At 68.6% G+C, this 23,472-nt stretch carries 21 protein-coding genes; 17 read left to right on the top strand and 4 right to left on the bottom strand.

Annotated elements, in window-relative coordinates; genetic code table 11:
• Positions 1-8 precede the first annotated feature (8 nt).
• From AB0N89_RS26050 to AB0N89_RS26030, 5 genes are all read left to right on the top strand, one after another.
• Positions 9-1,784: a serine hydrolase gene (locus tag AB0N89_RS26050; RefSeq protein WP_364209004.1), complete on the top strand. Its 1,776-nt coding sequence runs from the start codon at positions 9-11 to the stop codon at positions 1,782-1,784.
• A gap of 237 nt (positions 1,785-2,021) precedes the next feature.
• Complete coding sequence (locus AB0N89_RS26045) at positions 2,022-2,993, top strand: MurR/RpiR family transcriptional regulator (protein ID WP_020632110.1); 972 nt, start codon at positions 2,022-2,024, stop codon at positions 2,991-2,993.
• 17 nt (positions 2,994-3,010) lie between these two features.
• Entirely contained in the window at positions 3,011-3,940 is a 930-nt protein-coding gene (locus AB0N89_RS26040; protein WP_364209001.1) for an N-acetylmuramic acid 6-phosphate etherase, read from the top strand.
• 8 nt (positions 3,941-3,948) lie between these two features.
• Positions 3,949-5,052, top strand: coding sequence for a HoxN/HupN/NixA family nickel/cobalt transporter (locus AB0N89_RS26035; protein ID WP_364208998.1), 1,104 nt, complete (start codon positions 3,949-3,951; stop codon positions 5,050-5,052).
• A gap of 589 nt (positions 5,053-5,641) precedes the next feature.
• Positions 5,642-6,061, top strand: a complete 420-nt coding sequence (locus tag AB0N89_RS26030; RefSeq protein ID WP_364208995.1) for a hypothetical protein — start codon at positions 5,642-5,644, stop codon at positions 6,059-6,061.
• On the opposite strand, the gene AB0N89_RS26025 is transcribed toward AB0N89_RS26030, so the two are convergent.
• Entirely contained in the window at positions 6,058-6,513 is a 456-nt protein-coding gene (locus AB0N89_RS26025; RefSeq protein WP_364208992.1) for a cupin domain-containing protein, read from the bottom strand. The genes AB0N89_RS26030 and AB0N89_RS26025 overlap by 4 nt on opposite strands.
• Positions 6,514-6,573: 60 nt before the next feature.
• Here AB0N89_RS26025 and AB0N89_RS26020 point away from each other — a divergent pair, with 60 nt between their 5' ends.
• Genes AB0N89_RS26020 through AB0N89_RS26005 form a run of 4 tightly spaced genes read left to right on the top strand, consistent with a single transcriptional unit; the run spans position 6,574 to position 11,812 of the window.
• Positions 6,574-7,134, top strand: coding sequence for a helix-turn-helix domain-containing protein (locus tag AB0N89_RS26020; RefSeq protein ID WP_364208989.1), 561 nt, complete (start codon positions 6,574-6,576; stop codon positions 7,132-7,134).
• A 32-nt stretch (positions 7,135-7,166) separates the two neighbouring features.
• Complete coding sequence (gene boxC, locus AB0N89_RS26015) at positions 7,167-8,759, top strand: 2,3-epoxybenzoyl-CoA dihydrolase (protein WP_364208986.1); 1,593 nt, start codon at positions 7,167-7,169, stop codon at positions 8,757-8,759.
• A 5-nt stretch (positions 8,760-8,764) separates the two neighbouring features.
• The gene (gene boxB, locus AB0N89_RS26010) at positions 8,765-10,186 is read left to right on the top strand and encodes a benzoyl-CoA 2,3-epoxidase subunit BoxB (RefSeq protein ID WP_364208983.1); all 1,422 of its coding nucleotides are present in this window, start codon (positions 8,765-8,767) and stop codon (positions 10,184-10,186) included.
• 18 nt (positions 10,187-10,204) lie between these two features.
• Positions 10,205-11,812 carry a benzoate-CoA ligase family protein gene (locus AB0N89_RS26005; protein WP_364208980.1) on the top strand — a complete coding sequence of 536 codons (1,608 nt, stop codon included), beginning with the start codon at positions 10,205-10,207 and terminating at the stop codon, positions 11,810-11,812.
• A gap of 211 nt (positions 11,813-12,023) precedes the next feature.
• Here the strand turns inward: AB0N89_RS26005 and AB0N89_RS26000 are convergent, their stop codons facing one another.
• Positions 12,024-12,485 (bottom strand): MarR family transcriptional regulator, encoded by a 462-nt coding sequence (locus AB0N89_RS26000; protein WP_364208977.1) that lies wholly within the window; start codon positions 12,483-12,485, stop codon positions 12,024-12,026.
• Between the two features lie 99 nt (positions 12,486-12,584).
• On the opposite strand from AB0N89_RS26000, the gene AB0N89_RS25995 reads away from it, so the two are divergent.
• Genes AB0N89_RS25995 through AB0N89_RS25980 form a run of 4 tightly spaced genes read left to right on the top strand, consistent with a single transcriptional unit; the run spans position 12,585 to position 15,732 of the window.
• Positions 12,585-13,544 (top strand): ring-cleaving dioxygenase, encoded by a 960-nt coding sequence (locus AB0N89_RS25995; RefSeq protein ID WP_364208974.1) that lies wholly within the window; start codon positions 12,585-12,587, stop codon positions 13,542-13,544.
• Positions 13,541-14,146 (top strand): alpha/beta hydrolase, encoded by a 606-nt coding sequence (locus AB0N89_RS25990; protein WP_364208971.1) that lies wholly within the window; start codon positions 13,541-13,543, stop codon positions 14,144-14,146. Before AB0N89_RS25995 ends, AB0N89_RS25990 begins: the two co-directional genes overlap by 4 nt.
• A 36-nt stretch (positions 14,147-14,182) precedes the next feature.
• Positions 14,183-15,331, top strand: coding sequence for a dipeptidase (locus tag AB0N89_RS25985; protein ID WP_364208968.1), 1,149 nt, complete (start codon positions 14,183-14,185; stop codon positions 15,329-15,331).
• 38 nt (positions 15,332-15,369) lie between these two features.
• Positions 15,370-15,732, top strand: a complete 363-nt coding sequence (locus AB0N89_RS25980; protein ID WP_364208965.1) for a lipopolysaccharide assembly protein LapA domain-containing protein — start codon at positions 15,370-15,372, stop codon at positions 15,730-15,732.
• Here AB0N89_RS25980 and AB0N89_RS25975 read toward each other — a convergent pair.
• Positions 15,720-16,649: an AraC family transcriptional regulator gene (locus AB0N89_RS25975; RefSeq protein ID WP_364208962.1), complete on the bottom strand. Its 930-nt coding sequence runs from the start codon at positions 16,647-16,649 to the stop codon at positions 15,720-15,722. The genes AB0N89_RS25980 and AB0N89_RS25975 overlap by 13 nt on opposite strands.
• 82 nt (positions 16,650-16,731) lie before the next feature.
• Here AB0N89_RS25975 and AB0N89_RS25970 point away from each other — a divergent pair, with 82 nt between their 5' ends.
• Positions 16,732-17,130: a pyridoxamine 5'-phosphate oxidase family protein gene (locus AB0N89_RS25970; RefSeq protein WP_364208959.1), complete on the top strand. Its 399-nt coding sequence runs from the start codon at positions 16,732-16,734 to the stop codon at positions 17,128-17,130.
• Here the strand turns inward: AB0N89_RS25970 and AB0N89_RS25965 are convergent.
• Positions 17,093-17,962, bottom strand: coding sequence for a maleylpyruvate isomerase family mycothiol-dependent enzyme (locus tag AB0N89_RS25965; RefSeq protein WP_364208956.1), 870 nt, complete (start codon positions 17,960-17,962; stop codon positions 17,093-17,095). The genes AB0N89_RS25970 and AB0N89_RS25965 overlap by 38 nt on opposite strands.
• A gap of 80 nt (positions 17,963-18,042) precedes the next feature.
• Here AB0N89_RS25965 and AB0N89_RS25960 point away from each other — a divergent pair, with 80 nt between their 5' ends.
• The 3 genes from AB0N89_RS25960 to AB0N89_RS25950 all read left to right on the top strand — a co-directional run bounded on the left by AB0N89_RS25960 (position 18,043) and on the right by AB0N89_RS25950 (position 23,335).
• Positions 18,043-18,825: an Abi-alpha family protein gene (locus AB0N89_RS25960; RefSeq protein ID WP_364208953.1), complete on the top strand. Its 783-nt coding sequence runs from the start codon at positions 18,043-18,045 to the stop codon at positions 18,823-18,825.
• A gap of 7 nt (positions 18,826-18,832) precedes the next feature.
• Positions 18,833-20,077 (top strand): DUF445 domain-containing protein, encoded by a 1,245-nt coding sequence (locus AB0N89_RS25955; protein ID WP_364208950.1) that lies wholly within the window; start codon positions 18,833-18,835, stop codon positions 20,075-20,077.
• 291 nt (positions 20,078-20,368) lie between these two features.
• Positions 20,369-23,335 carry a patatin-like protein gene (locus AB0N89_RS25950; protein WP_364208947.1) on the top strand — a complete coding sequence of 989 codons (2,967 nt, stop codon included), beginning with the start codon at positions 20,369-20,371 and terminating at the stop codon, positions 23,333-23,335.
• Positions 23,336-23,472 lie beyond the last annotated feature (137 nt).

Genomic DNA, 23,472 nt, shown 5'->3' with positions numbered 1-23,472 from the left:
GAACGACCGTGCGTGTTAGGAAGATCCTGATCGCGGCTGTTTCCGTGCTGGTCGCGGCGACCACGCTGTCGACGGCGGGAGCACAGGCGATTCCGAGTACCGGACAACAGGAAGACCGCGCGGCGGGCCGGTTCGACAAGCCGCGCGGAGGCTTCGCGCCCGCGTCCACCGTCCTGCGTGACGGCGCGCCGTCCGACGTCGGTCTCGACCCGGAGCCGATCAAGGCGGCCGAGCGGTTCATCGACGGCTGGACGAAGCCGGACGCCACCGGGCATCCGCACTTCTCCGGCGCGGTCGGCCTGCTCGCGCACGACGGCGTGGTCGTCGAGCGGCAGGCCGTCGGCGGTGCCGTCCGCTACGCCGACGCGAACGGCACCGAACTGCCGCCGGAGCAGCAGGTGCCGATGCGCGCGGACACCATCTTCGACATGGCTTCGATCTCGAAGCTGTTCACCTCGATCGCGGTGATGCAGCTGGCCGAGTCGGGCGCGCTGGAGATCTCGGCGCCGGTGGTGCGGTACCTGCCGGAGTTCGGGGTGAACGGCAAGGAGTCCGTCACCGTCCAGCAGCTGCTCACCCACGTCTCGGGTTTCGCCGCGACGCCGCTCCCGTCGCTGTGGGAGGGCTACCCGGACATCCCGTCGCGCCGGAAGGCCGTCCTCGACAGCCCGTTGAAGAACCCGCCGGGCAGCACGTACCTCTACTCCGACATCAACCTGCTGACGCTCGGATTCCTGGTCGAGAAACTGGCCGGGGCGCCGCTGGACAAGGTCGTCCAGGACCGCGTCGCCGGTCCGCTCGGCCTGGCCGACACCGGGTACAACCCGCCGGCGTCGAAGCTCGCCAGGATCGCGGCGACCGAGTACGCCGGGAAGCCGCCACGAGGTCTCGTACGCGGCGAAGTCCACGACGAGAACGCCTGGTCGCTGGGCGGCGTCGCCGGGCACGCGGGCGTGTTCTCCACCGCCTCCGACATGGCCGTGCTGGCGCAGACGATCCTCAACGGCGGCGCGTACCGCGGCCATCGGATCCTGCGGCCGGAGACGGTGCGGGCGATGCTGACGAACTACAACCACAAGTTCCCCGACAACGCCCACGGACTCGGCTTCGAACTCGACCAGCCCTGGTACATGGGCGCGCTGTCGGCGCCCTCGACCGCCGGCCACACCGGGTTCACCGGGACCTCGCTGGTGATCGACCCGCTGTCGCGGTCGTTCGCGATCCTGCTCACCAACCGCGTGCATCCGACGCGGAACTGGGGCTCGATCAACCTCGCCAGGGAGACGTGGGCGAGCTCGCTCGCGAAGGCGATGGCCGTCCGCCCGGCACACGGGCGCGACGCGTGGTTCAGCGGCGCCGGGGACGCCTCCACGGCCACGCTCACGACGCCGCCGTTACAGACCCGCGGCGGCCCGGTGAAGGTCTCCTTCGACACCTTCGTGGACACCGAGGGACCGTCCGATTCGCTTTTCCTGGAAATAAGTACCGACGGTGGCGCCACCTGGAAAACGATTACTGTGCGTGTAAGCGGCCCTGGGGCGCCCGCGGGGGACCAGACCGGCCTCGGCGGGCACGGCCACCGGGCTTGGTGGAAGGCCGCCGCCGAGGTGTCACAAAGCTCACAAATCACCCTGCGCTGGCGTTACACGACCGACGCCCGTTACACGGGACGCGGAATTTCCTTGGACAGTGTGAAAGTCACTGAAAGCGGCCGCATGCTGCTGGACAGTGAGCATAATCGCCCTCCTTTCGTCGCTACCGGATGGAAGTTGAGCAGTAGGTGACCGGGCGGCTCCATTCCGCTCACCGAACTGCCCCGTTGACCGGGACACAGCCCCTTGCGTCGCGACACTAAGTTGCCAAGTCGTTAGCTCGACCTCGTTAACGGCCTCGACCTGGTTAGCGACTTTCTGGTCAACGATTAATCGCAAATCGAATCCGCAGACACGGATAGGTTGCGATCTTCCCGAAGGGTGTGGGTAGCCTTGTCGCAGATGCCAACGGTTAGTAACTTTCCCACGGTGGGCGATACCGAATCAGTAATCGCGGCCGCACCGTCCGAGGCCGTGCCGGCGCAGCCGACACGGGACGCTGACGCGAGCCCGCTGGTCCGGATCCGCTCCCTCCTGCCCGGGCTCGCCCGGGCCGAGCAGCGCGTCGCGAAGGTCGTCCTCGACGACCCCGCGCAGGTCGCGCGGCGCAGCATCACCGAGGTCGCGCTCGCGGCCAACACCAGCGAAACCACCGTCACGCGGTTCTGCAAGGCGGTCGGCGTCGGCGGATATCCGCAGCTCAGGATCGCCCTGGCGGCCGATACCGCCCGGTCCGAGGCGCGGTCGAGCCGCAACCTCGGCGGCGAGATCGGTCCGGAGGACGACCTGGCCGCGGTCATCGGCAAGGTCAGCTTCGCGGACGCGCGTGCCGTGGAGGAGACCGCCGACCAGCTCGACGTCCCGTCGCTACAGCGCGTGATCGACATCGTGGCGGGCGCGGGCCGGGTGGACGTCTACGGCGTGGGCGCGAGCGCGTTCGTGGCCGCGGACCTCCAGCAGAAGCTGCACCGCATCGGACGGGTCAGCTTCGCCTGGTCCGACACGCACATCATGCTGACCTCGGCCGCCGTGCTGAGCCCCGGAGACGTCGCGATCGGCATCTCGCACACGGGCGCGACCACGGACACCGTCGAGGCGCTGCGGGTGGCGCGTGAGCACGGCGCGATCACCGTCGCCGTGACGAACTTCCCGCGGTCGCCGATCACCGAGGTCGCCGACCACGTGCTGACCACGGCCGCGCGGGAGACGACGTTCCGTTCCGGTGCGACCGCCAGTCGCATCGCGCAGCTGACCGTCATCGACTGCCTGTTCATCGGTGTCGCGCAGCGGCACATGGACGCGTCGGTCAACGCACTCGACGCGACCAGGGACGCGGTTGGCTCGCACCGGCTGGGCGTACGGCCCGACGGCAGGCGGCGGCCGCGGGAAACCGGCAAATGAGCGAAAAAGTGAGGCGCATGATGACCGTCCCACGCCAGGTGGTGCACGTCGATTCGCCAACCGAACAGCGGAATCCACGGACCACCGACATCGACCTGATGTCGACCATGGGCATCCTCGGCGCGATCAACGCCGAGGACCGCCGGGTCCCCGAAGCCGTCGCCGCGGTCCTGCCGCAGGTGGCCCGGGCGGTCGACTTCGCCGTGGAAGCGCTGCGGTCGGGACACCGCGTGCACTACTTCGGCGCCGGTACCTCCGGCAGGCTGGCGACGTTGGACGCGGCGGAGCTCGTGCCGACGTTCAACGTGCCCTCCGACTGGTTCATCGCGCATCACGCGGGCGGCGCGCGCGCTCTGCGGCAAGCCGTCGAAGACGCCGAGGACAACGCGAAGGCAGGAGCCGCCGAAGTGGCGGACTCCGTCTCGCCCGGCGACTTCGTGCTCGGACTGACGGCTTCCGGCCGGACGCCCTACGTGCTCGGCGCGCTGGCCGCGGCCAGCCGTCTCGGTGCCCGGACCGCGCTGGTCTCGGGCAATCCGGCCGCGGTGATGCCGCCCGGTGTCGACGTCCTCATCGCGGTGGACACCGGCCCCGAGGCGATCGCCGGATCGACGCGGATGAAGGCGGGCACGGCGCAGAAGATCATCCTCACCGCGTTCTCCACGGCGACGATGATCAAGCTCGGCCGCACGTACTCGAACCTGATGGTCAGCATGCGCGCGACGAACGCGAAGCTGCGCGGGCGGACCATCCGGATCCTGCGCGAGGCCACCGGGATGAGCATGGCGGACTGCTCCGACGCGCTCACCGAGGCCGACGGCGACCTGAAGGTGGCGCTGGTCCACCTGCTGTCCGGCGAGGACGTCGCGAACGCGGCGAAGGCTCTGACGGCCAATGACGGCCACGTACGGAAGGCTCTCGACTCCCTGCGGGTGCGCGCGAGCTGAAAGATCAGATGAGCACCGGCGGGCGACCCCGTTCATCCCGACGCCTCGCGCTCACGCGACGCGAACGGGTGTCCGTCGCCGGGATGGCCGGATTCATCCTGTTCCTCAATGTCGTGGGCTGGGGGGTCCTGACGCTTTTCGTGGCGCCGCGCCAGTACGAGCTCGGCGCCACGGGCGTGTTCGGGGTCGGTCTCGGCGTGACGGCCTTCGTGCTCGGGATGCGGCACGCTTTCGACGCCGACCACATCGCCGCTATCGACAACACCACCCGCAAGCTGATGGCCGACGGGCAGCGGCCGCTCTCGGTCGGGTTCTGGTTCTCCCTCGGCCACTCGACGATCGTCTTCCTGTTGTGCCTGCTGTTGTCCTTCGGCGTGCGGGCGCTGGCCGGCGCCGTCGAGGACGACACGTCGGCGTTGCACCATGCGACCGGGCTGATCGGGACGTCCGTTTCGGCGGTGTTCCTGTACCTCATCGGGATCATGAACCTCGTGGTGCTGGTGGGTATCGTGAAGGTGTTCCGGCGCATGCGGCGGGGCGAGTTCGACGAAGCGGCGCTGGAACGGCAGCTCGACAACCGCGGCTTCATGAACCGCCTGCTGCGCGGCGCCACCAAGGCGGTGCGGAAGCCTTGGCACATCTATCCGATCGGCGTGCTGTTCGGTCTCGGCTTCGACACCGCGACCGAGATCAGCCTCCTGGTGCTCGCCGGTGGCGCGGCCGCGTTCTCGCTGCCCTGGTACGCGATCCTGGTGCTGCCGATCCTGTTCGCCGCCGGGATGACGCTGTTCGACACCGCCGACGGCTGCTTCATGAACTACGCGTACGGCTGGGCGTTCGCGAAGCCGGTGCGGAAGATCTACTACAACCTGACGGTGACGGCGCTTTCCGTCGCGGTCGCGCTGCTCATCGGGACGATCGAGGTGATCTCGATCGTCACCGAACGGTTCGGCATCACGACCGGACCGCTCGCGGCGATCGGGTCACTGAGCCTGGACTACGTCGGCTACGCGGTCGTAGCGCTCTTCGTGCTTACGTGGCTCTTCGCGCTCCTCGTGTGGCGCTTCGCGCGTATCGAGGAGCGTTGGTCGGCCCGGCTGCCCGCGAAGTAGCCCCTGACCTGCGAAAGAGAGCAAGGGACCTTTGCTATCACCCCGCCGAGGCCGTTCATGACCTCAACTGTCCACAAGGGACAGTAAGTGCCACCCGAACGCCCGATTTGAGCGCTTTGCATTGGGTCGTGAGTGGCGTTTCGGGTTCTATTGAGGGGCAAGGCCAATGTGGCGTGTTGTGTCGCTCGCCCGTGCGTCGGCCTCGGGCGTCGCGAAAGCCACTTTCGGGACACCCTATGCCCCGAAAGTGGCTCTCGCGACACCTCCGGGCCTCCGTCACCCACGACCACCGCAAGACCCGCGGAGATGGGGGCTTTCCACTCACGCGACGCGGGGAAAGTCCCCATCGTCTCGTTCGTCACCGTCGGTCGCCGGTCCGTGAAGGCCTCCTTGAGGGACCCAGGGTCCCTCAAGGATGCCTTCACGGACTTGACACCCGGGCAGGGACACCTTTGCCTTACCCCTCAATAGAACCCGAATCGCCACTCACGACCACCTGTACCGACGCCTCACCGCAGCCCCTTCAGCTGCCGCCCACGATGGGTTACGCTCTCGCTAGAGCGATCTATCAAGTCGCAAGGGGGCGATCATGGAAGCTCTGCGAAGCCAAGGGCTCACCGCGCTGAGGCTGATCCTGGCCTTCACGTTGCTGTCCACCACGCTGCACTACGCGCACAACGTGATCAGAGCGGCGGACTACCCGCAGATCGACGGGATCCCGGTCGGCGTCGCCGCCACGCTGGTCGCCGTCGCGTACTTCGTCTTCACCGCGTTCGGCCTCGCCGGCTACCGCGACTACCTGCGCGGACGCTACTGGCGGGCGCTCGTCTTCCTGATGGTCTTCTCGCTGTCGGGGCTGGCGAGCCTCGGGCACTTCCTGGTCGGCGTTCCGCAGGTCCCGGCGTTCTGGTTCGCCACGATCTTCACCGACGGCGCCTCGGCGCTGTTGCTGTGGGGCTTCACGACCTGGGCGGCGACGAAACTCAACCGGGTGCCCGCGCCCGCCTAACCGCCATAGGTGATGTGGTGCGGCGCGGCGACTTTGTTGATCTTCGCCGGATCGATCGCGCCCTCGGTGAACACGGCCGGACCCGCCTCGAACAGGTCCTCCAGATAGTGCTCCCACCCTCCGGGGGACGAGATCTGGAGGACTCGGGGCGGCTCCGAGTTCCGGCGCAAGGCGTGCGGGACGCCACGCGGCAGCAGGAGGAACGTGCCCTTGGCCGCGACGTGGCTCTCGTCGTCGAAGTCGATGCCGAGTTCGCCTTCGAGGACGTAGATGCACTCGTCGGCCTCGTGGTGCACGTGCCGCGGGATGTCCGTGGTCACGGTGACCTCCAGCAACGAGAACCTCGTCTCGGTGTCCTCGGTCATCGCCTTGACGCTGAACGCGGGCGGCAGCGGTACGCGGCCGGGTCGCGCTTCGCCGGGTTTGAGCAGGAGGAAACGGTCCTTCGACATGCTATGCTCTCCTTCAATCGGAATCGGAGTCCGTTTCCACTTAATCGCGAGGGAGGCAGCTTGTCAACCAAGCCGCGTGCGGACGCGGAGCGCAATCGGGCTCGGGTGGTCGAGGCCGCGCGGGAGCTGTTCGCCGAACGCGGGGACGACGTGCAGATGCCGGAGATCGCCCGCGCGGCGGGTGTCGGCGTCGGGACCGTGTACCGCCATTTCCCCGACCGTCAGGCGCTGGTCGAGGCGGCCGCCGAACATCGGTTCGCGGAGATCGAGGAGTACGCCCGGACGCACTGCTTCGGCGAGGATTCCGGTCTGGAGCGCTACTTCCGGTACGTCGGCGAGCTGCTGTCTCGCGACCGGGGCCTCACCGCGGCCATCGATTCGGCGCGCGGGCGGCCCGGCAGCGAGCCGCGCGGAACCGCTCGCGGAAGCCTCGAAAGCGTGGTCGCCGAGATCGTCGCCCACGACCGGGCGGCGGGACTCGTGCGCCCGGACTGCACGGTCGCCGACGTTTACCTGCTGATCGGCGCGCTCTCGTCCGTCATCCGCACGGGTTCCGACTGGGCACGGTTCCTCGATCTGACGCTTCCCGCGCTTCGTGACCAACTTTCTACAGAACATTGACGGTAGTCAGTGCAATGTAGACAATCGGTAGGGTGACGCGGACCACATCGGTGACGTTCGAACGTCATCCCAGCGGCTACCGGCACTGGAAGCTGTCCACCGACGGCGACGTCGCGTGGCTCGAACTCGACGTCGATGCCGACGGAGGGCTCGTCCCGGGGTACGAGCTCAAACTCAACTCGTACGACCTCGGCGTCGACATCGAGCTGTACGACGCGACGCAGCGGCTGCGGTTCGAACATCCCGAGGTCCGCGTGGTCATCGTGACCAGCGCGAAGGACAACGTCTTCTGCGCCGGGGCGAACATCCGCATGCTGGCGTCGTCGTCGCACGAGTGGAAGGTGAACTTCTGCAAGTTCACCAACGAGACCCGCAACGCCATGGAGGACGCCACCGCGCACTCCGGGCAGCTCTACGTCGCCGCGGTCAACGGCACGTGCGCCGGCGGCGGCTACGAAATCGCGCTCGCCTGCGAGAAGATCCTGCTGATCGACGACAACTCCTCGACCGTCGCGCTGCCGGAGGTCCCGCTCCTCGGCGTCCTCCCCGGCACCGGCGGGCTCACCCGGGTGGTCGACAAACGCGGCGTCCGGCGGGACCTGGCCGACGTCTTCGCCACGCGTCCCGACGGGGTCAAGGGACGGACCGCCGTCGACTGGCGGCTCGTCGACGAACTCGTGCCGCGCCAGGGTTTCCGCGAAGCCGTCCTGGCCAGGGCGAAAGAACTCGCGCGGACGACCGAGCGGCTCGACGGTGAAGGTGTCCGGCTCGCGCCACTGAAGCATCGCTATGTCGACATCGTCCACGGCGAGACCGAAGCGACCATCACCGTCAAAGGACCCGAAGACGACGAGGGCTGGTTGCTGGACGTCACCCGGGAGCTGGACGACGCGATCCTTCGCTTGCGCACCAACGAACCCGGACTCGGCACCTGGGTGCTCCGCACCGAGGGTGATCCCGCGAAGGTCCTGGAGCACGAACGTGCCGTTTTCGACGCGAAAGACTGTCTCGGCAACGAAATCGTCCATTACTTCAAGCGGACGCTGAAACGCCTGGACGTCACCAGCCGCAGCCTGATCGCCCTCATCGAACCCGGCGGCTGCTACGCCGGGCTCCTGCTGGAACTCGCGCTCGCCGCGGACCGGCAGTACATCTTGGACGGTCCGCCGATCGACGACGAGGACAGTGCGGAACGTGCGTCGATCACGTTGTCCGAAGCCAACTTCGGCCGCTTCCCGATGGGCAATGGCCTGACCCGTCTGGAGTCCCGTTTCTTCGGCGACCCGGAGCACGTCACGAGGCTCGCGGAGCGACGCGGCCGTCCGCTGAACCCGGCGGAGGTGAACGAACTCGGCCTGGTCACCGACGCCCCGGACGACCTCGACTGGGAGGACGAGATCCGGATCGCGCTGGAAGGGCGGGCTTCGCTCAGCCCGGACGCCCTGACCGGGATGGAGGCGAACCACCGGTTCGTCGGCCCCGAAACGACGGAAAGCAAGATCTTCGGCAGGCTCGCCGCCTGGCAGAACTGGATCTTCACCCGTCCGAACGCATCCGGTCCCGAGGGCGCGTTGCGTCGCTACGGTACTGGTCAGAAGGCCGTCTTCGACAGGAAGCGGGTCTGAAACCCATGCCCACCAAGATCGATTACGACGCACTCATCCCCAACAACGTCGATCTCTCCGGCGACCGTCGGCTCCAGCGGGCGCTGGAGGGCTGGCAGCCGAAGTTCCTGGACTGGTGGGGCGAAATGGGCCCCACCTTGCGGACGCAGGGTGTCTACCTGCGCACCGCGGTCAGCGTCGGCCGGGACGGCTGGGCGCATTTCGACCACGTCAACGTGCCCGACTACCGCTGGGGGATCTTCCTCGCGGAGCGCGACCCGGACCGCGTGATCGGCTTCGGCGAGCACAAGGGCGAACCGGCCTGGCAGCAGGTTCCCGGCGAATACCGCGCCGACCTGCAACGGCTCATCGTCATCCAGGGCGACACCGAACCCGCGTCGGTCGAACAACAGAAATTGCTGGGACTCACCGCGCCGAGCCTCTACGACCTGCGGAACCTTTTCCAGGTCAACGTCGAAGAAGGCCGTCATCTGTGGGCGATGGTGTATCTGCTGCACGCCTACTTCGGCCGGGAAGGCCGCGAAGAGGCGGAAAGTCTCCTGCTCCGGAATTCCGGAAGTCCGGACGCCCCGCGTATCCTCGGCGCCTTCAATGAGGAGACCGCGGATTGGCTCGCGTTCTACATGTTCACCTATTTCACCGATCGCGATGGCAAATATCAGCTCGGCACCCTCAAGGAAAGCGGCTTCGATCCCCTTTCCCGCACCTGCGAATTCATGCTCAAGGAAGAGGCACACCACATGTTCGTCGGCACCACGGGCGTCGACCGGGTGGTCACCCGCAGTGCCGAACTGATCCGCGAACACGACACCTTCGACATCGCCGGGCACGGCGGGATCCCGCTCGACGTGATCCAGCGTTACCTCAACTTCCACTACACCGTCTCGCTCGACCTGTTCGGCAGCGAGACCTCGACCAACGCCGCGAACTACTACACCGCCGGGCTGAAAGGCCGCTGGCAGGAGCCCCGCCGCAAGGACGACCACCGGCTCACCGACGCCGCCGGAACACTGTCCCGGCCGAAACCCGACGGCACCTGGGAGAGCGAGGAACACCAGGCCATCCTGTTGCTGAACCTCGACCTGCGGGAGGAGTACCGCGCCGACTGCCAGACCGGGGTCAACCGCTGGAACAAGATCCTGGACGAGGCGGGCATCGACTTCCGATTCGTCCTCCCGCACCCTGGATTCAATCGCGAAGTCGGCATAAACTCCGGCCACCATGTGACGCCCGACGGCACCGTTGTCGACGAGCGGACCTGGCTGGCCGGCAAACGCAAGTGGCTGCCCACTCCCGAAGACCTGACCTTCGTCCGATCGCTGATGCACCCGGTGTACGAGCGAGGAAAGATCGCGAGCTGGGTGGCGCCGCCACGCCAGGGCATCAATGGGAAACCGTTCGATTACGAATACGTTTACCTGAGCTAGCCGATAGAAGGTGCGCCCGTGACCGCTGCTGCTACCGGGTTCAACGCGACGAGCTACTTGCTCGACAGGCATTCGGCGGAAGGGCGTGGAGCGAAGAACGCCGTCGTTTCCCCGCGGCGAAGTCTCACGTACGTGGAACTCGCGGCCGAAACCCGCCGGTTCGCGGCCGGGCTGAAGGCGATCGGCGTCCGCCCCGAGGAACGCGTCCTGTTCTGCATGGTCGACGACGTCGAACTGCTCACCGGGATCCTCGGCGCGATGCTGGCCGGAGCGGTCGCGGTCCCGGTGTCCACCATGGTCACCGGGATGGACCTCGGCAAGGTGCTCGCCGATTCGCGCGCCAGGGTGCTGTGCGTCTCCGGCGAGTTCGCCGCGCAGGCGACGATCGCGCTGGGGCTGGCGCCGGAGGTCACCGACGTCGTGCTGGACCGGGCCAAGGCTGCCGAGCTGCCGCCCGGGGTCCGCGCGCATCAGTGGAGCGATCTGTCCACAGTGGACGACAAAGATTTCGAACCGGCGCGGACCTGGGAGGATTCGCCCGCGCTCTGGCTGTACACCTCGGGGACGACCGGCAAGCCGAAGGGCGCGACGCACCGGCACGCGGGTATCCGCGCGGTCTGCGAGACGTACGCGCGCGGCGTGCTGGACGTCGGGCCGAACGACCGTTTCCTTTCCGTTCCGAAGCTGTTCTTCGCTTACGGCTTGGGGAATTCGGCGTTCTTCCCGCTCGCGTCGGGCGGGACGTCACTGCTCGAACCGGCGAGGCCGACCCCGGGACTGATCGCGGCCAGGGTCCGCGCGGAGCGGCCGACGTTGTTCTTCGCCGTCCCGACGTTCTACGCCGCGCTGCTCGCCAGCGACATCCCCGACGACACGTTCGCCTCGGTGCGCCAAGCGATTTCGGCGGGCGAACCGCTGCCCGCCGTGCTGTACGAGCGGTTCCGCGACCGGTTCGGCGTCGAGATCCTCGACGGGATCGGTTCGACGGAGGCGCTGCACGTCTTCCTGTCCAACCGGCCGCACCAGGTGCGTCCCGGCAGCACCGGGGTCCCGGTGCCCGGCTACGAGGTCGCGCTGCGCGACGAGCACGGCGATCCCGTGCCGGACGGGCAGCCCGGTGAGCTGTTCGTCGCCGGACCGTCGATCGCGACCGGGTATTGGGCGCGGTACGAGACGACGAAGCAGGTCTTCCAAGGGGAATGGCTGCGGACCGGCGACAGTTTCGTGCGCAACGTGGACGGCAGCTACACCTGTCTCGGGCGGTTCAACGACATGCTGAAACCGGGCGGGATCTGGGTTTCGCCCGCCGAGGTCGAGGACAGGCTGCTCCAGCATCCGGCGGTCGCCGAGGTCGCGGTCGTGGCCGCCTTCGACGCCGACGGCATCGAGAAACCGGTCGCGTGCGTGGTCGGCGTGCCCGGGCACCGGCTGGACGCGGACGAGCTGATCGGCTTCTGCCGGGCCGGGCTGGCGTCGTTCAAACGGCCGCGGGGCATCGTCGAACTGGGCGAACTGCCCAAGACCGCGACCGGCAAGATCCGGCGCGACGTCATCCGCGAACTGGTGCGGGACATGTACGAGGTCCAGGCCTTTCAGTCCGATCCCGCCTCACCCCTGCCCGGCTGACGTCCACCCGATCACGCGAGTTCCGCCTCTGATCACGCGAGTCCCGTCTCCAAGCACGCGAGTCCCGCCTTCAAGCACGTGAGTTCGGGGAAACCGCACGCCGGGCCGGTGTGACCAGATGGACGACTCGCGTGATCGAGCGGCGAGCTCGCGTGCTTGGAAGCGGAACACGCGTGCTTGGAAGCGGAACTCGCGTGCCTGAAGGCGGATGTCAGGAGCCGTTGACGGTCCGCAGGGTCCGCATCGCTTCGGCCAGGCCGTGCGCGTCGTCGCCGAGCGGGGCCAGGACGATGCGCCGCAGGATCTCCGCGCACGCCTCCCTCGCCCGCTCCGCGACGTCGAGCCCGTGCTCGGTGAGCGCCGCGAACGTGACGCGCCGGTCGTCCGGGCTGGGCACGCGGCAGATCAGGTCCGCGGCGACCAGCCGGTCCGCGACCTTGGTGAACCCGCCGCTGGACAGCGCCGCCTCGACCGCGAGCCGGGTCATCGGCATCCGGTGCTCGGGTGACCGCACGAGCCGCAGCAGGATGTCGAACGACGCCGGCGCCAGGCCGAACCGTTCGGCGATCTCGCCCATCAGCTTGTTCTGCGTGGCCAGGTAGCCCTCGATCACCAGGCCCCACCACGTGACCACTTCGTCGTCGTTCGGTTCCTCCGGTTTCACCACTGTCACGCGAGCGAGGGTACACCCAAAACTCTTCCAGGAATATATCTTGCGCGCGAGAGGTTATCGGGTTAGCGTGATTTCACCGGCTACCGGAGGAGGGGCACCATGTCGATCAAGACCTCGGGCCTGCATCACGTCACCGCCATCGGTGGCGACCCCCAGCGCAACGTGGACTTCTACACCCGGGCCCTCGGCTTGCGGCTGGTGAAGACCACCGTCAACTTCGACGACCCTGGGACCTTTCACCTCTATTACGGCGACGAGCACGGCAAGCCCGGCTCGCTGATGACCTTCTTCCCGTGGCGGGACGCGCCGAAGGGCCGTCACGGCACCGGTCAGGCGACCACGACGTCCTTCTCCGTGCCGGAAGCCTCGCTCGGCTGGTGGAAACAGCATCTCGCCGAAAACAAGGTCGAGACCAGTCAGATCCGCAACTCCGACGGCGAGGAGACGCTCTCCTTCGCCGACCCGGATGGCCTGAAGCTCGCCCTCGTCGCCCATCCGCAGGGCGACCCGCGCGATCCGTGGGACACGAAGCTCGTCCCCGCCGAGCACGCGATCCGCGGCCTGCACTCCGTCACGCTGTCGGTGTCCAAAGAGGACGCGACCGCCGGGATGCTGACCGACGGGCTCGGCCTGGCCTTTGTGAACCAGGAAGACAACCGCCTGCGGTTCTCCGCCGGTGAAGGCGGCCCCGGCGCGCTCGTCGACGTCCTCGTGACGCCCGACGCCCCGCGCGGTCTGGTGGCGGCCGGCACCGTGCACCACGTCGCGTGGCGCGCGCCGGACGAGGAGACCCAGGCCGCCTGGCGCGACGAGCTGATCGACGACGGCGTGAACGTGACGTCCATCCTGGACCGTCAGTACTTCCGCTCGATCTACTTCCGCGAGCCGGGCGGCACCCTGCTCGAGGTCGCGACCGACGAACCCGGGTTCGCGATCGACGAGCCGCTGCTCGAACTCGGCCGCGCGCTGAAACTGCCGCCGTGGCTGGAGCCCAAGCGCGAGGACATCGAGGCCATGCTGCCGAAGCTGGACCTCCCGAGCGAGAACAACCCGCGATGACCACCTTGGAACACAAGTACGTCGAAGGATCGCCGGACGAGCCGGTGCTGCTGCTCCTGCACGGCACCGGCGGCGGGCCGGACGATCTCGTGCCGCTCGCGCGTCAGCTGAGCCCGGCCTCCGCACTGCTCGCGCCGGCCGGGCCGGTGTCGGAACACGGTGCGGCGCGCTGGTTCCGGCGGCTCGCGGAAGGCGTTTTCGACCACGAGGACGTCGTCGTCCGCGCGAACCAGCTTGCCGATTTCGTGGTCGCCTCGCGGGAGGAGTACGGCCTCGGGGACCGGCGGCTGGTCGCCATCGGGTTCTCCAACGGAGCCAACATCGCCGCCGCGGTGTCCCTGCTCCGCCCGGACGCCGTCCGGGAAGCCGCGCTGTTCGCGGCGATGTCCCCGCTTCCGGAACCGCCGCGGACCGACCTGTCCGGGACGCGGGTCTTCCTCTCGAACGGCGAACACGATCCGATGGCGCCGCTGGCGCCGGCCGAAACGCTCGTCCGTGACCTGCGCGAACGCGGCGCGGACGTCGTCGCCCACCGGCATCCTGGCGGGCACCAGGTGACCGGCAACGGTTTGGCGGCGGCCACGGGGTGGCTCAACCCATAGCGCGGAGAGCAAAGCACGCGAACGTAAAATCGTCCGATGACTAACGGGGACCTCGTCCGCGCCCAGGCACTGCTCGACAGGGTGCTGCTCGCGGACGGGCACAACGATCTGCCATGGGAGCTGCGGGTCACGACCGGGCCGGACCCGGTCGAGGCCGTGGCCGGCACGGATCTCACGGTCCGCCAGCCGCATCTGCACACCGACTTCCCGAAGCTCGCCGAAGGCAGGCTCGGGATGCAGTTCTGGTCCGTCTACGTGCCCTGCCAGTTCGAGGGGCACAGCGCCGTGACGGCGGTGCTCGAACAGATCGAGATCGTGCACCAGATGGCCGAGCGGTACCCCGATCGCCTGGCCCTCGTGGACACCGCCGACGAGGCCGAGGCCGCCTTCCGTGACGGCAAGATCGCGTCCCTGCTGGGTGCCGAAGGCGGCCACAGCATCGCCGAATCCCTTGGCGTGCTGAGGATCCTGCGCCGACTCGGCGTCCGCTACATGACGCTGACGCACAACTACAACACCACCTGGGCCGACTCGGGCACCGACGAACCCGCGCACAACGGGCTCACCGGCTTCGGCCGTGACGTCGTCCGCGAGATGAACAAGATCGGCATGCTGGTCGACCTCTCGCACGTCGCGCCCAGCACGATGCGCGACGCGCTGGAGGTCAGCTCCGCGCCGGTGATCTTCAGTCACTCCTCGTGCGTCGCGGTCAACGACCACGCCCGCAACATCCCCGACGACGTCCTGGAAACCCTCGCCGCCAAGGACGGCGTCGCGATGGTGACGTTCGTGCCGGGCTTCATTTCGCCGAAGGTCTCCGAGTGGGACGCCCAGCTGCGGCAGGACATGGAAGCCGCCGGCGCGGACTACCGGAACATCGACCAGCGCACGAAGTTCACCGCGGAACGCGGCGGCCCCGAGAAGCCGAAGGCCACCGTCGGCGACGTCGTCGCGCACATCGAGCACGCGCGTGAAGTGGCCGGTGTCGACCACATCGGCCTCGGCGGCGACTACGACGGAGTCGCGTCGCTGCCCGAAGGCCTCGAAGACGTTTCGAAGTACCCGGTGCTGTTCGCCGCGCTGCTGGAACGCGGCTGGAGCGAAGAGGATTGCGCGAAGCTGGCAGGCAAGAACACCTTGCGCGTGCTGCGCGCGGCGGACGAGGTCACCCGTTCGGACGCTTGAGAGCGCGATCGCGCGCACTTCGGCGGACACTGTCCTGCATGACGCAGCCGCAGGATGGTGCCGCCGAGGTTCCGGTCGAGCCCGTCAAGCCGCCCGAAACCGGCGGCGCGCGCCACAGCGGGAAATTCGAGGCCGGCCCGAAGCTCAAGCGCACGCGGGTGAGCGGCACGTGGATCGCCGTCATCGTGGCGCTGATCGTGCTGGTCTTCCTGCTCGTGTTCATCCTGCAGAACCAGGACACGGCGACCGTCCACTTCCTCGGGATGTCCGGCAGCATGCCGCTGGCCGTCGCGATGCTGTTCTCCGTGATCGCCGGCGGCGCGCTGGTCGCGCTCGTCGGCGGCGCCCGGATCCTGCAGTTGCGCAAGCAGGCCAAGAAGTCCCGCCATCAGCTCCGCTGAGGGGTGCCGCGCCGGAACTCGCTGGGGTTGACGCCCCGCACGCGTTTGAACGCCGCGCTGAACCCGAAGGGATCCGAGTAGCCCACGGTGCGCGCGATGTCGGAGATCGTCGCGGATTCCTCGCCGGTCAGCAGATCCGCCGCGAGGGTCATCCGCCAGCGGGTGAGGTAGGTCAGCGGCGGTTCCCCGACCAGCTCGGCGAACCGTTTGGCCAGCGTCGACCGGGACACCCCGGTCCGCCCCGCCAGCGAGCCGACCGTCCACGGCGCCGCCGGTTCCGCGTGCAGCAGGCGCAGCGCGTCGCCGACCACCGGATCCCGCTGCGCCGCCCACCACGCCGGGGGCTCGCCGCCGGGCCGGTCGAACCATTCGCGCAGGGAACAGACCAGCATCCAGTCCAGCAGCCGGTCGAGGACGACCTGCTGACCCGGCGCGTCGATGGCGACCTCGGCGGCGAGGTGGTCCAGCACGGGATCGCCCGCGCCCCCGGCGTCCACCCGCAGCACGACGGGCAGCGCGTCCAGCAGCGGCCTGCCGATCTCGCCGCGTACCGGATACGCGCCGACGATCAAGGTCGTCTCGCCGCCGGGATCGTCGACCCAGCCGAGCCGATGCCGGGTCCCGCCCTGTTCGGGCGTCGCGCAGTGCTCGCCGCACGAGATCGGCTCGGCCGCGGTGCCGACCTCGTCGACGAAGGTGAACGTCGCGGGGCCGCGCACGATGATCGTCTCGCCCGCGCGAAGCGGTTCGGGCGGACCGTCCTCCGGCACGATCCAGCCCGCCCCGGTGAGCACGGCGCACAGGGTCAGCGGCGCGCCGTCCACGAAGTGCAGTGACCAGGGCGGGGACAGCGTCGAGCTGCCGAACAACGAGCCCTGGGACCGCACCCCGCGGATCAGGTCACTGAAGACGTCCACCTCTCCGAGGTTAGACGAATAGACAGGTGATCCGGCTTTTCGCCTATGGGCACGTCCAAGACTGACCGGTTGAATCGAGCCCATGCTGACCGCCGAAGACCTCGAATTCCTCCGCCGCCCCCTGCACGGGTTCCTGACCGTGGCCGACGGTCCGGTCCGGCCGGTGTGGTTCGAAGCCGCCGCCGACGGCACCGTCCAGCTGTTCACGCCGAGCGACTCGCCCAAGGTGCGGAAGCTGAACGGCGATCCCCACGCTTCGATCGTCGTCGCGGCCCCGGTCGGCGAGCGTGAACGCTGGGTCTCGGTCGCCGGTCGCGTCACGGTGGAGCCCGGCGGGGCGCACGAGCTGGCCGCCCGCCTCGCCGGGCGTTATTGGGACCTCGAAGACCCGGCCCACGCGGGCGAGCTCGCCGGGATCCAGACCCTGGAACTCGTCCGGCTCGTCATCCACCCGGAGAAGGTTGGTCGTTACTCGATGTGATGATCGACGTCATCCCGAGCACGGCCGCGCAAACGTTTTCGTCGCCCGTGGCGGTCACCCGGTCCCGGTCCGCCGGGTTCCGCGTGCACAGCCGCCAGAAGGTGTCCGCGTCCGTCGTCACCGAGGCCAAGGGCGCGCGTGACGTCGGCGCGACCCGGTCGATCTCCCAGCCGTCCGCGGTTCGCCGCGCCGTCCACTTCCCGCCGCCCTGACCGGTGACGGTGTACGCGACCTGGCGCCCCGCCCGCGCTTCCACGTCACGCAGCGTGTGCGGCAGCGCGCGCATGAAGGTGTCGATCACCGGCCCTCGGAACTCCGGATCGTCGAGTGGCCGAGCCCCGACGGCTTCGCGGATCTGCTGCTGGTGCACCCAGAACTCGGTGTACTCGCGGGCGACGTCGAGCCACACCGGCGCCGGTTCGTCCCCGGCCCAGCTCATCGGACCTCCCAGGGCTTCGAGGTCGGCGCGGCCGAACATCTCGGCGATCTGCGCGGTGCTGTCCACCAGCATCGCGAACAGCACTTCGGGGGACAGCCGCCGGCACGCGACCACCCATTCGTCGTTGATCCGGTCGATGAAGGCCCCGAACCGCTCGCCTTCGCGCGGGGCCGTCGTCCGGTAGTCGTCGCGGTCGCGGGACAGCCTGCCGAGTTTGTCGCCCAGGATGTGGGCGGCCAGATCGTGCGCCGTCCAGCCCGTGCACACCGTCGGCGCGGCCCACTGTTCCGCGTCGAGCCCGGTGAGGACGTCCAGCAGGGCTTGTTCCTCCCGCGCGAACATCGGGAGGACGTCGATCGGCGGACCCCAGCGCGTGAAGCTCATGATGACCATCCAAACACCCTGGTCGATCACAATTTCGGCCATTCGGCCTACTCGCAGGTAGCATCAGCGCGAACGCGAGGGGAGTGTCCGTGAGCAACGATCGACCCGCCGGTGACGACCTGGCCGCTTTCGCCAAACGCGCGGGGCAGCTGGCGGGCTGGGCCGCCCGCACGGGGTTCGAGTTCACCCGCAAGCTTCCCGGCGTCGAACTCGCCGAACAGATCGTCAAACAGGGTGAGCGGCAGCTGCTTTCGGAGCTGCGCCGCCGTCTCGACGAGGTCGACGACCCGTATCACGCCGCGCTCACCGCCGCGTCCGCGATGAACCGGCCCGACACCAACGGCGCGCGCCCGGTCGAAGCGACCATCACCCTCGTGCACACGCGCGACCGGCTCGAACCGCTTCGCGCGGCGATGGCCGAACTGCTCAACCACTCGATCGGCTTCGGCCGCGAACGGGCACGCGAGTACCTCTACGCGATCATCCTGCGGCAGCTGACGCCGGACGAGGCCCGCATCCTTTCCGCGCTCTCCGACGGCTCGCCGTTCCCCGCGGTCGACGTCGCCGAGCGGACGAACCTCGGTGGCGCCGGACGGTTCGTGCTGCGCAACGCCTCCACCGTCGGCAAGGCCGCCGGGGTGTCGCTGCCCGACCAGGTGCCCGGCTACCTGACCCGGCTGATCGGGCTCGGCCTGGTCGAGCTGGACGAGGAGGTGCCCGCGCTGGAGACGCAGTACGAGATCCTGCTGACCGACGAGACCGTCCGCGAGGCGGAGAAGTCGGTGAAGCGGGCCAAGTTCGTCAAGCGCACGGTGCACATCTCGCGGCTCGGCGCCCAGTTCTGGCAGGCCTGCGACCCGAGCGCCGGCTGATCCCGGCATGGGCGCGTTCCTCGACGGGATCCTCGACGACTTCGGCCGCCACTGGCCGATCTACGTCTCCATCCCGATCGTCGCCGCGCTGATCGGGTACACCACCAAACTCGTCGCGATCCGGATGATGTTCCAGCCGGTCGAGTTCATCGGCATCAAGCCCTTCCTCGGCTGGCAGGGCATCGTGCCCAAACGTGCCGCGCGGATGGCGAGCATCGCCTGCGACACGATGACCGAGCAGCTGATCAAACCGGCGGAGGTCGTCGCCCGGCTCGATCCGCAGAGAATCGCGCGGGAGATCGAAAAACCGCTCCAGGCCGCCGTCGAGGACATCGTGCGCGACGTCGCGGCGCACTATCAGCCGGGGCTGTGGGAATCGCTGCCGGTGGGGATGCAGCGGCTGGTGATCCAGCGCGTCCAGGCCGAGACGCCGAAGATGGTCGCGGCCGTGCTGGAGCTGATCAAGTCCGATGTGGACAGTGTGTTCGACCTCAAGGGCATGGTGGTCACCGCCCTGGTCAAGGACAAACGGCTGCTGAACCGGATCTTCCAGGAGGCGGGCGACAAGGAGTTCAAGTTCATCGCCCGCTCCGGCATCGTCTTCGGCGGGCTGATCGGCGTCATCCAGATGGTCGCGTGGGTGCTGTTCAAGTTCCCGCTGATCATGCCGCTGTTCGGTCTGTTCACCGGCTGGTTCACCGACTGGCTGGCGCTGCGCATGATCTTCTACCCGATCGAGGAACGCCGGTACTTCGGCGTGCGCTGGCAGGGCCTGTTCCTGAAGCGGCGCGGCGAGGTCGCGGAGGCGTACGGCGCGCTGATCGCTAAGGAGATCATCACCCCGCACAACGTGATCGAGGCGGTGCTGCACGGACCGCTGTCGGACCGGGTGCTCGGGCTGATCCAGCGTCAGCTCGACGAACAGCTCGGGCGCCGTGTCGGCGTCGGGAAGCCGCTGGTGGTGTTCGCCGTCGGCAGCAGGCGGTATCAGGACATGAAGCTGAACATCGCCGAGAAGATCATGGACAAGCTGCCCGAGACCATGCGGTACATCGAGGACTACGCCAACGACGCGATGGACATCCGGAACGTCCTGGTGACCAAAATGAAGGAGCTGTCGCCGCGTGAGTTCGAGGGCCTGCTGCGTCCTGCTTTTCAGCAGGACGAATGGATCCTGATCGCGACCGGCGCCGTCCTCGGCTTCGCCGTCGGTGAGGCCCAAGTCCTCCTGCTCGAACACTTCGCCGCCTGACGCGCCGCACCGCCCCGCGCGCAAAGTCCGTGAAGGTCTCCTTGCCTACCCTCAAGGTAGTGAAGGAGGCCTTCACCACGTGCGCGATGCCCGAGGCGGAGGCGTGTCGCGAAAGTGGCTTTCGCGACACACGCGCCCCCGCCCGATGACGCCCTACCGCTCCCCGTACGCAGAGGACGAAACGCGGGCGAGTTGCCCTTACGGGTGAACGAATTTCGGCACCAACGGCGGTACAGCGGTTCGCCCGTCCGGTCTACAGTGCTCGTGCACTGAGCCTTGGGGAGGGCGCACATGGCCGACGCGGGGAGCCCGTGGCCGCAGGAGATCCGGCTGGCGATGACCATGGTGGGCGGGGCGAGCCTCGCGGTCTGGATGGGCGGGGTCGCCACCGAGACCTCGCATCTGCTTCAGGCGTCGAGGGCGCCGGATTCCGAAGGGCCGTACCGCGCCCTGCTCGACCTGCTCAACGCCACCGTCTCGCTCGACGTGCTCACCGGCACGAGCGCGGGCGGCATCAACGCGGCGTGCCTCGGGCTGGCCGAGGCGTTCCGGTCGAGCCCGCAGGTGCTGCGCGACACGTGGATCAGCACGGGATCGCTCGACAACCTGATCCGCGATCCCGGCGAGAAGGAACCGCGCTCGCTGCTCGACGGCGACAAGGTCCTGCTCGGCGACCTGAAGGACGCGCTGCACCGGATCACCGACAAGGCGACGGTGAAACCCGACTGTCCCGACATCACCGTGCTGCTCACCGGCACGATGATCGACGGCGAGATGACCAGGTTCGACGACGCGCTCGGGAACCTGGTGCGCGACACCGAACATCGCCTGCTCTTCCGCTTCGATGGTCCTTTGTGGACGGATGACGTGGTGGGCCCGCTCGCGCTCGCGGCCCGGTCCACCGCGTCGTTCCCCGGCGCGTTCGAACTTTCCCGGATGCCGATCGGCGAGAACACCGGGCCGCTGCATCCGGACATGACCAAGTACACCGACGTCGCGCGGTCGCATTGGCTCACCGACGGCGGTGTACTGCTGAACAAGCCGTTGCGCCCGGCGCTGCGGGAGATCTTCGAACGGCCGTCGCATTCGGACGTCCGGCGGCTGCTGCTGTATGTCGTGCCGACGGCGGAACGCGAAGCCGAGCGGGTCGCGGTCGATCCGGAGCGCCCGCCGCTGCTCGGCAGCGCGATGAGCAAGGTCGTCGGCACCGTGCTGAGCCAGACGATCAGCGCCGAACTCGAAGACCTGACCCGGCACAACGACGCCGTCGTCCGCACCAGGGGGACCCGTGTTTCCCTCGCCGCGATGGGGGTTCGCGGCGGTCCGGACACCCTGGTCGACCAGCGGCTGATGAACGACTACCGCGACAGGCGGGTCCAGGAGGACGCCACGGCGCTGGTCCGCGAGGCGACCCGCAGGCTCTCACTGTCCGATGTGGAGGGACGTCAGTGGGCGTCCGGCACGGCGGCGCAGCTGCGCGCGGCCGCGGCGGACGGGCTGCGCGACGGCCTGCCCACCGAACCGCCGAGCGACACCTGCGAACTCGACGAGGTGGTCGCCTTCCGCACCACCGCGCTCGACGATTCGGTCGCGACCGGACTGCAGCTGGTGAACGCGGGCTTCCGGCTGGACCCGTCGCCGGAGCAGGCGACGCAGCTCAACCAGTGCCGGGTGCTGCTGCACGAGGCCCGGCACAAGGCCGCGCGCGGCTACCGGATCGCGGGCTGGGTCACCGAGCAGGAGCCGCCGAAGTCCGAGGACACGTTGGCGGCCTGGATCGAGGCGCTCGCCAGGAAATGGGCCGGACTCGGCCGGGCGGACACCCTCAAGGAAGCGTGGCCGCTCGTGGTCGCCGCGCTCCGGCAGGCGACGCCGATCCTTTTGCCGCTGGCGCAAGCGAAACCCGACACCGAGGCCGCCGACACGGTCAGCACGCTGCTGGCGTGGACCGGGCTCACCTCCGACGACAAGAGCGCCGGCGATCCCGTCGTCACTTCGCGCCTGGTGCGCCTGCACATCGCGACCCGGGGACTGCTCGCGCAGCCGCCGTCGGTCGATCAGCGCGTCGATCTCGTCCAGGTGAGCGCGGATTCCCGGACGCTGCTGGACATGAAGCGCCGTCGTTCGTGGACGAAGCTCACCGGCATGCAGGCCGACTACTTCGGCGCGTTCTACAAGGCGTCCTGGCGCGCGAACGACTGGATGTGGGGCCGGGTCGACGGCGCGGGCTGGCTGATCCAATGCCTGCTCGACCCGAAACGCCTGCGGCTGCTGCGCGACGTCGTCGGGCGGGAGGCGTTCCGGACGCGGGTGCGGGACACCTTCACGAAGATCGGCTGGCGCCGTCCCGGGACTGAAGACGGGCTGTCCCAAGAGGAAGCGGACGCGCTGTGCGCGCAATTGGCCGAAGAGCTGGCCTTCCTCGGCCTCGACGGCGAACTCGCCGACGTCGAGGGCGAAGCCGCCCTCCCGATCAGCATGCCGGTGACGGCGATGGTGCTCGCGCGGGTCCGGCAACTGGAGATCGCGCGCGAAGAGCTGCCCTGCGTCGGCCTCCACAGCGGACACGACGCGAAAACGGCCAAAGGGAATGGGAAGCCGTCGGAACGGTTCAGAAAACTGATCGAGAACGAGCCGGAGACCGACGAGCAGACCCAGCGCGCGTTCCAGGCCTGCCAGGTCTCCGGCGAGCGGTTCGAACACGAACGCGGCACGATGCTGCTGACGAAGACGCTGGTCAAGGCGGGTGCCGCCGGGCTCAACGCGGCCGCGGGGGCGACACGGGTGCCGAAAACGGTCCAGCCCGCCGCGACCTTCGCCCAAGCGGCGGGGCGCAGCGCCTGGTGGATCACGCGCGGCGCGGCCACCCTGCCCGCGCCGTGGAACGTGCTCGCCGCGCTGATCACCGTGCTGGCCGGCTTCGTCATCGGCGGACAGGGCGGTCCCGTCCTGCAATGGGTCGGCGTCCCGGTGGCCGCGGGCGCCGTCGTGTTCCTGGCGGTCAGCCTGATGACACTGCGCAAGACGTGGCGGATGGTGCTCACGGTGCTCTGCGTGCTGGTGGGAGCGGGCCTGCTGTTCGCCGCCTTCCTGCCGCCGGTCCGCGAGCCGCTGTTCGGCTGGCTCGGCGACGTCGTCGCGGGCTGGCGGCGCGGCGAGGCGCCGGTCTGGTGGCTGGTCGTCTGCCTGCTGCTCGTGCTGCCCGCCGTCTGGACGCCGCTCGGTTCGCTCACCCGTCGCAGACGCGGCCGTAAATAGCGGAATCGAGGCCCGAATCGCGCCCTGACCGTGCGACGAAGTGGTAACGGTTGGTATCGTCACATGCAGTGAGACCGTGTCGAAGCGGCCTTACCCACGCGTGCTGCGTTTCAAACGTTACCGTTACCTTTGTCACG

The organism is Amycolatopsis sp. NPDC089917 (assembly GCF_040684635.1).
GTDB lineage: Bacteria > Actinomycetota > Actinomycetes > Mycobacteriales > Pseudonocardiaceae > Amycolatopsis.
This window is presented reverse-complemented; position numbering and strand designations above follow the sequence as displayed.